Origin of the sequence: Hoylesella shahii (assembly GCF_937990675.1) — a bacterium.
GTDB lineage: Bacteria > Bacteroidota > Bacteroidia > Bacteroidales > Bacteroidaceae > Prevotella > Prevotella shahii.
The window spans coordinates 49,296-58,040 of the sequence record NZ_CALKQY010000055.1; the positions used below are offsets into that span (position 1 = coordinate 49,296).

At 45.3% G+C, this 8,745-nt stretch carries 6 protein-coding genes; 4 read left to right on the forward strand and 2 right to left on the reverse strand.

Annotated features, from left to right (window positions below; genetic code table 11):
- Positions 1-6: 6 nt before the first annotated feature.
- Together QME03_RS08175 and QME03_RS08180 are read right to left on the reverse strand one after the other, a co-directional pair.
- Positions 7-3,375, reverse strand: coding sequence for a SusC/RagA family TonB-linked outer membrane protein (locus tag QME03_RS08175; RefSeq protein ID WP_025816590.1), 3,369 nt, complete (start codon positions 3,373-3,375; stop codon positions 7-9).
- A gap of 154 nt (positions 3,376-3,529) precedes the next feature.
- Entirely contained in the window at positions 3,530-4,510 is a 981-nt protein-coding gene (locus tag QME03_RS08180) for a hypothetical protein (RefSeq protein WP_273146193.1), read from the reverse strand.
- A gap of 499 nt (positions 4,511-5,009) precedes the next feature.
- On the opposite strand from QME03_RS08180, the gene QME03_RS08185 reads away from it, so the two are divergent.
- The 4 genes from QME03_RS08185 (at position 5,010) to QME03_RS08200 (ending at position 8,506) form a co-directional block, all read left to right on the forward strand.
- Positions 5,010-5,384, forward strand: a complete 375-nt coding sequence (locus QME03_RS08185; protein WP_025816594.1) for a YraN family protein — start codon at positions 5,010-5,012, stop codon at positions 5,382-5,384.
- A gap of 2 nt (positions 5,385-5,386) precedes the next feature.
- Complete coding sequence (locus QME03_RS08190) at positions 5,387-6,142, forward strand: biotin--[acetyl-CoA-carboxylase] ligase (RefSeq protein WP_273146191.1); 756 nt, start codon at positions 5,387-5,389, stop codon at positions 6,140-6,142.
- A 71-nt stretch (positions 6,143-6,213) separates the two neighbouring features.
- On the forward strand, positions 6,214-6,918 hold the full coding sequence (gene pyrH, locus QME03_RS08195; RefSeq protein WP_025816597.1) for a UMP kinase: 705 nt from the start codon (positions 6,214-6,216) through the stop codon (positions 6,916-6,918).
- 289 nt (positions 6,919-7,207) lie between these two features.
- Positions 7,208-8,506, forward strand: a complete 1,299-nt coding sequence (locus tag QME03_RS08200) for a DNA recombination protein RmuC (RefSeq protein ID WP_025816599.1) — start codon at positions 7,208-7,210, stop codon at positions 8,504-8,506.
- The last annotated feature ends 239 nt before the right edge of the window (positions 8,507-8,745 follow it).

Consider the following 8,745-nt stretch of genomic DNA (forward strand, 5'->3'; position numbering starts at 1 on the left):
CGCTAGTTACTTAAAGATAATGGAGCAAGAGAGAGAGTAAGAACGTGAGAATGGATATCCAAGACCACGTTCCATCTTCACAGTTGACAGACGAAGGAGGTCGTTGGTGGTGAAGTTAAGCGACAACACATCGATGTTTAGTCGGCTCAGCAACTTATAATCGGCTTGTTTAAAGCGATAGCCAACATTGATACTTGCCAATCGCAGTTCGTTATCTTTCATAATGAAGCGGTCGGAAGCAGGCGTTTGCGAACCGTTAAGGTCAATCCTTTTATACATCGTCACATCACCAGGATTGTGCCAACGGTCTTGTGCAGCACGGCGATCGAGATTATATGCGATGTTGCTATTCTCAATTTTGTCTACCAATGTTTGGTTATAAACAATGCCACCCCATCGATATACGAAGCCTAATGTGCACGAAAGGTCGCGCCAATTGACAGAAGAACTGATGGTTCCATTAATCTTTGGTGTGGTGTCGCCAACGGGAACTTTGTCTGCTGAGTTCCAGTTAAAGGTCTTTTCACCATTGCGAGTGAGGAACACTTCGTTACCAGTCATGGGGTCAATGCCTAGTGAGCGCACTGCATAATATGTAGTGGTTGACTTACCTTCTTGGTAAACAGGCAGCGGAGCAGACTTAGATTTGAGTTGCTCTTCATTCATTTTACGCAGATAATCAGATATCTTACGTATCTTATTACGGTTGTGGTTCATACCCATAGCCACGGTCCAATAGAACTGTTTACGGATGTTTTGCAAGGCAATAACATTGAGTGTGGCATCGAAACCGCGGTTTTGCAATTCGCCAGCGTTAATATATTGCGACTCGAAACCTGTTGAGGGAGCAAGGTCGTAGTTGGTTAACAGCTGCCTACTAATATTATCATAATAGTTGAACGACAGGTTAATGCGGTTTTTCCATACGCCCACATCAAAGCCAAGGCTAAGGTTATCGGTCTTGGTCCACTTGATATCGGGATTGTTTAAGCGCGAGAGCACTGCGCCCAATGTAGAGAACGAAGCATAAGGCCGCATTGTTTGACTAAACGTATAGTATTCGATAGCATCTGCAGGACTAGAGTTTTGCGCACCCGTCACACCATATGTAGCTCTAAAAACGAGGTTCGAAACGCGCCCTTCAAGCCATTTTTCGCGATAAGCATTCCATCTTAAGCCCACGCTCCAGAATGGTGTAAGGTTGTGATCGGCGTATCTTGAGGTTATTTCGCTGCTCACATTTACGTCTACCGAATAACGATTGTCGTAGCTATACGAAAGCTGTGTAATAAATCCCATCGACCTTGCGATAGATTCAGAGCCGCTTGGGCTGGTTGTCATCTTGTTTCCAAAGATGAAATCGTCCATATGTGGGTCTGGATAGCCCACGGCAGAGAGATTCACATAGTTGCTACGGTCTTCGCTAAGTGTCCAGTTACCAAACACGCTGAATAAATGTTTGCGCAACGACATATTCCAGTTAAGCCCCAAGTTGCTCGACCACGAGGTCATTTCTCCTGTGTTCTTAGTGTAGCGTCCGCGTAAAGTCTTGTCCAATTCGGTTATAAAAGAGGTGTGTGCAGCGGGCAAGAAATTCTCTGTTCTAGCCATTCCGCGCATGTACGACAGGTTTTCGGTGAGTCGTAAGTTCTTCAACAAGCGGTATTCCAAATTCAGACTAGCAGTGATATTGGTGTTGCTTGTGAGGTCTTTAATGCCCACATTGGCGTTGTATAATGGGTTGGCGATGGGCACACTTCCAGCACCCGTGTGGTTATCTAGCTGCTGTAAATACTCCCCAAACTCGTTTGTTGGGCGGTAATAAGGATTTACGCGTGTGTATTCAGAGAACGAGCCATAGGGCGAATTATGTCCACCACTCTCCGAAAGATTGATGCTTGCACCAACCATTACGTTCTCTTTGCGATAAGTCATGCTAAAGTTAAGGCTCTTGGTGTTTTGTTCCGAACCTTTCATTACACCTGGATTGAAGGCTGCATTGAGGTCTAGGCTATAACGGAAGACCTCTGTTCCACCAGCAGCCGACAACGAATGGCGATGTGTAACAGCAGTACGAAGTGGCTTACTCAGCCAATAGGTGTCAACGCCTGCCAGTACATTGCGCAACAGTTGGTTGTAACGGTTCATGCTTTTATCGTTAGTTGGACTGTAAACACCAGCATCCCATTCCATCTGTAGCTTCTCACTTGCGTTCATAAGCTTATAGTCGGTGAGGTCGGGTGCTTGCACAGTTACGCCTCCATTATAGCTAACCGACAGCACGCCGTCAGGAGCAACCTTGGTTTCGATAACCACCACACCGTTAGAAGCACGCGAACCATAGATGGCAGTGGCTGCAGCATCTTTTAATATGGTAACGTTTTCGATGCGTTCGGGGTCGAGTTGCAAGATGCGACTCATTGACACAATGAAACCATCAAGCACGAAGAGCGGTGTGTTAGGACGGCTCGAGACGTTGTCGAGCAACAAGTCCATGCTGTTAAGCGAGGCCGTTGAACCAAGGTTTTGGTCGCCACGGATAAGGAATTCGGGCTGAGCATTGGGGTCCGAACCGCGCGAGTTGTTTTCTATCACCTTGAAACTGGGGTCGTAGAACTGCAAACTCTTAAGGATGTTGTTGGGATTTAGCTTGCGCAACTCGTCGCCTTTCACCGACACGTAGTTACCCGTGAAGCTTGATTTGCTACGTTTGCTCAAACCTGTTACCACCACTTCTTCCATCATTTGGCCATCAGGTTTGAGCGCGATTTTCATGTTTTGGTTAGGGCGGGTTATCTGCATCGACACAGACTCATAGCCCATATACGACACTTTAATAGAAGCTTTACGCGGAACTTGTAATGAGAACTTTCCGTTTACATCGGTAATACTACCCTTTACGCCGCCATTTTTAGTACCATCGGTAAGTACCACGGTGGCTCCCACCAATGTTTCTTTTGTTGAAGCATCAGTAACCACGCCTTCGATATGCAGCATATCTTTGGCATCCGCATCCTTTGTGTACGACGAGATAATGATTTGTCTTCCTGTCTCGTAACGAATTAGCACATTTTGGTCGCCAATAAGTTCTCCCAAAACCTTATCTAGGGGAACATCCTTAACATTCAATGTGGTTGGTTTAGCAATGCCCACGAGTGCCACTTCTTGAAATTCAATGGTGGCATTGGCCTGCTTAGCCACTTTCTTGAGCACCGTTCCCAAGGGTTCGTTACTCACGCGCAGGGTCACAGGCGTATTCTTCCAGTCGTCTAGGCTTTGTGTTTGAGCCTTCGCACCGGTTACATACAGCAGCATAGCACCTATCACACAGAGCCATGCAAGCGCGATTTGATAGTAGTTTACATTTCTTTTCATCGATAAGCAAGATTAGTTTATGATGTGTTTCGGAGTCGGTATATCTGTTTACAACCATTTTGGCTAAGGTGAAAGGACACAATCCATTGGCCTTTAAGCCTCTTTACACCCTCTCACACCAGCCGTTTAGGTTGCATGTTTGAAGCAAATTGGTTTATTCCATCAGCTTTTCAAGAATGTCAAGATACTCTTTATTCTTGTTATACTTAGCCTTATATTCGGCAAATAGAGGTTTGGCGCGCTCCAGTTCTTTTCCGTTACGCACAAAGCTAACGAGCAATTGGTAGAGCACGGCATCGCGTTGTTCACCTTGATAGAAGGCTGCCAATTCCTTAAACATGTCTTCCAGTTGTTGTGGCATGGTGTAAGTGGCATGCTTTGCGTTGGCCTTCTTCTCGTTTTCGTAGAAACAATAGCGCATCAAGAAACTTACATAATCTGGGTTGCACAATGCACCAACGCTCGAACGAAGCTTCACACCGTCCATCAGTTTCCAATAATCGCCAATGCCTTGGTCTTTAATTGGCGTCTTTCTTGTGTCCGCATACATCGGTGGATATTCCATAAACGATACGTATGCAGCTGCTTCAGTGTTGGCAAGGATATAATCGGCTGCCACATCACTAAGCTGCGCCTTTTCTTTTGCCACCATTTCCTGAACCTTTGCAAGTAATGTTCGCGAATCGTCTATGCGTTGTTGGGGCTTCACATCCACCACCACACAAGCCAGCAACTGACCCTTATAGCGCATTTGTCGCTTCATGTCGTCTATGCCATTCATCAAACGATTTGCGGTTACGGCCTTAGCTGTTCCGCTAAACACCACTTCCGAAGGGCGTTTTCCATCATAACGCACCACGGCATGCACACTGTCACCTGGCAGCATAAACACATTTACTTGCCCATTAATGAGCATGCACACCGGACTTTTGCTCTCAAACGAGTAGAGATGTTCGTCGCCTGGGTTGGTATGAAACTCTGAGTTGAAGAATGGCGACTGCAAGCAGTCAAAATAAACCATTTCTCTTTTGTAACCATACACCTCTGCACTTAGTGTTGTCTTTTTCTGGGCGAAGCCGCTTAAGGTAAAAGCGAGGAGCGCTCCCAATAGAAGTTTTCTTTTGTTTACTGTCATTTGGTTGTTAAAAAGCGGTTAGAAACATTAATTCTTTAAGGTTGTTGAATGCCACAAATACCACTATTAAAAGCATTGGAAGGCAAACAAACACCTCGTCTTCTTTCTTTACTTGCGTGTAAAATTAGTAACCTTATCTCATACGCGCATTAACTTTTTAGTTAAAAAACGATAAACAAAATGCATTTTATTGCACTAGTTATTCAAAAACAAGCACTTCCAAGCCTGCATATTATTTGCAAATATATTGACACACATCACTTTCCAATAATATATGATACTTCTTTTTGTCGTTATTATCGAGAGGTATTACCAACCAGAATAACGCCTATTTTGATTACATCTCAAGCACCATCGTCACCTCTTACCTGCTCATCCCCTCTCAAAGATGCCTAAACCATCTTCTTTGCTTAAGGCTTATCACACTAAAAAACACGCACGCGCGCTTTGTGAACTGGCATAAAAAGGCTACTTTTGCAATAAAGAAAACGTAAACAACATGGCAAAGCACAACGAACTGGGAAAATGGGGCGAGGATTTCGCTGCCGAATACCTCAAAGAACAGGGGTATGTTATTCGCGACCGCGATTGGCATTGTGGCAAAAGAGATATCGACCTGGTGGCTATTTCGGCCGACCTTACCACCATTGTGTTTGTTGAGGTGAAGACAAGAACCTCTGATGAGGTGTCCGAACCGGCCGATGCTGTGAACAAACAGAAGATAAGAAACCTGGGGATTGCCGCTAACAACTACATCAAACAGTTTAATGTGGTGGAACAGGTGCGATTTGATGTGGTTACAATTGTTGGTTCCAATCAACAAAATGCTAAGCTTGAACACATCGAAGACGCTTTTAACCCCTTGCTTGTTTAGGCATGAAGATTAGACATATACATTTGGAAGAGACCAACTCGACCAACGATTATATTAAAACGCTTGCCCTAGAACAGGGCGAAATGGTGGTGGTGAGCACCGATTGGCAAACATCTGGTCGCGGACAGGGCACTAACTGCTGGGAAAGCGAACGCGCGCAAAACTTGCTTTTTAGTGTGATGGCCCAACCGTTGTGCGTCTCGGTACAACAACAATTTGTACTTTCCATGGCTGGTGCATTGGCCATTAAGGAAGTACTCGACCAGTTTTCGCCCTACTTCTCTATCAAATGGCCGAACGACATTTATTGGCACGACCGCAAAATTAGTGGCACACTCATCGAAACGAGTCTTGCGCGGGGCCAAATCAGTCGTTTTGTCTATGGCATCGGGCTTAACGTCAATCAGCAACGCTTTCTAAGCGATGCACCTAACCCGGTGTCTTTGGTGCAGATAACAGGCCAACCTCTCTCGCCAATGCCGCTCCTTAATTGTATTGTGCAAAGCTTTCTGCAACAATTGCAGCTGGTTCAGGAAGGTAAAACGCCACTCATCACCGCTCGCTACAATGCATCTTTGTTTCGGTCGGCGGGCTTTCATCTCTATAGCGATGAGCAAGGACTATTTGAAGCCGAAGTGGTTGGCGTGGAAACAAATGGGTTAATAACGCTTCGCGACAAACAAAAACAATTGCGAACTTACACCCAACCGCATGCCACCAATAGCCCAACTGCCAACAAACTGCGCTTCGTACTCTAACACGAAACATCAAAACGGCGCACACCACACATTATTATATATAGCAACAAACCAATAACATATTATAAACTATGTACAAGAGAATTTTATTAAAGCTTAGTGGCGAGAGTTTGATGGGCTCTCAAAGCCATGGTATCGACCCACAACGTTTGCAAGAATATGCCCAACAAATTAAGGCGGTGCACGAAATGGGCGTGCAAATTGGTATCGTTATCGGTGGTGGTAACTTCTTTCGCGGACTCAGTGGCGCGCAAAAAGGCTTCGACCGAGTGAAGGGCGACCAAATGGGTATGTGCGCAACGGTGATGAACTCGCTGGCCTTAAGCTCGGCTCTTGAAGCCATTGGCGTTAAAACCAAGGTGCTCACAGCCATCCGCATGGAGCCTATCGGCGAGTTTTATAGCAAATGGAAGGCCATCGAAAGCATGGAAGCTGGCCACGTTTGCATCTTCTCGGCAGGCACTGGGTCGCCTTATTTCACCACCGACACTGGTAGTTCGCTGCGGGGTATCGAAATAGAAGCCGACGTAATGCTCAAGGGTACGCGCGTGGATGGTATCTATACTGCCGACCCAGAGAAAGACTCAACGGCCACTAAGTTTACCGACATAACCTACGACGAGATTTATACACGTGGATTGAAGGTTATGGACCTCACCGCAACAACAATGTGTAAAGAGAACAACCTCCCCATCTATGTCTTTAATATGGATGTTGTGGGTAATCTCGAACGCGTTATGCGCGGCGAAAATATAGGCACATTGGTGCATAATTAAGATTGAAGTTTATGAGGTTATGAGGTTATAAGTTGATGAGTTGATAAGTTGATAAGTTGATGAGTTGATGAGTTGATAAGTTGATGAGTTGATGAGTTGATAAGTTGATGAGTTGATAAGTTGATAAGTTGATGAGTTGATGAGTTGATGAGTTGATGAGTGAACGACTGAACAAGTTGATGCAACCATCTTTTGTTCAATTGTCTTCAACCGCAAAACACTTATAACCTCAAAACCTCATAGCTTATTGACTCAACTCCATAACTCCATAACTCCTTAAAAATTCCCCATGGAAATAGTTTTTGCACTTATCATCATCGTGGCCGTTGCCATTGGCTTTGTGCTCTTTAACAACACAAAGGCGGGATACGAACGGCAGATTGGCGAACTGAAAAAGCAATTGGAAACCGAACGCGAATATACTAAACGCATGCTCGACCAAGCTGACGCCAACCTGCAACGCGCTAACCAAAACCTTGAAAGAGAACGCCAACACGCCGAACAAATGCGAAAAGAAAGCGACCTGCGATGGGAAGAAAAACTGGATAGCCTTAAAAACAACATGCAAAACACTGCGGCTAAAGAACTGGCCGCTAAACAAGAGGAACTGCAACGAACCAACCGCATGCAGATGGACGACTTGCTTAAACCTATTAAGGAACAATTCAACGACTTTAAACGGGCTGTAGACGAGAGCAAAACGCAAAACGAGGTGAACAAAACCGAATTGCAAAAAGCGTTCGAAAGCACAATGAAGCTGTTTCAACAGCAGCAACAACAAACAGTGGATAGCTTAAAACTACAAACTGAACGTATTGGTGAAGATGCGGCTAACCTCTCGCGAGCATTGAAGGGCGAAAGCAAAACGCAAGGAGACTGGGGGGAGATGGTGCTCGAAACACTTTTAGAGAATAGCGGATTGCAACGCGATGAAGAATTCTTTGTGCAAGAAACGGTGAAAAGCGAAGATGGCGCATCGTTTCGCCCTGATGTGGTGGTGAAATTTCCCGAAGGGCGCTCGGTGGTTATCGACTCGAAGGTGTCGTTAAAGGCTTATGCTGATGCTGTTGCTGCCGAAGACGAACGCGAACGCGACCAACTTTTGGCCGAACATGCCAAAAGTGTGCGCCGACATGTCGACGAGCTATCGGCTAAAAGCTACGACAAACTGGTGAAAGATGCTATTGGCTTCGTGCTGATGTTTGTGCCAAACGAAAACAGTTACATCGCGGCCATGAAGCAACAACCCGACTTGAGTCGATATGCTTACCAAAAACGCATCATCATTATTTCGCCAAGCAACTTGCTCATGGCGCTTCAGCTGGCATATAACCTGTGGCAATACGACAGGCAAAGCAAAAACGTGGAGAAAATTGTGAAGACTGCAGCCGACTTATATGATAAGGTGGCGGGCTTTGCCGAGACTTTCACCGACCTTGAAGCACAATTGCAACGCCTTGCCCGCAACTTCGAGCAGGCTCGCGGCCAACTTTTCGATGGTAAAGGCAATGTGCTTAAACGCATTGAGGGACTTCGCGCACTGGGCGTTACTCCTAAAAAACGAATTAAAGGACTGGAAGAGGAGTAAACAGCTTGTAAGTTCGTGAGTTCGTGAGTTTGTGAGTTTATAAGTTTAGGAGCTTATAAATCTGCGAGCTGATGAGTTCGTGAGTTTATAAGTTTAGGAGCTTATAAATCTGCGAGCTGATGAGTTTGTGAGTTTATAAGTTTAGGAACTTATAAATCTGCGAGCTGATGAGTTCGTGAGTTTATAAGTTTAGGAGCTTATAAATCTGCGAGCTGATGAGTTTGTGAGTTTATAAGTTT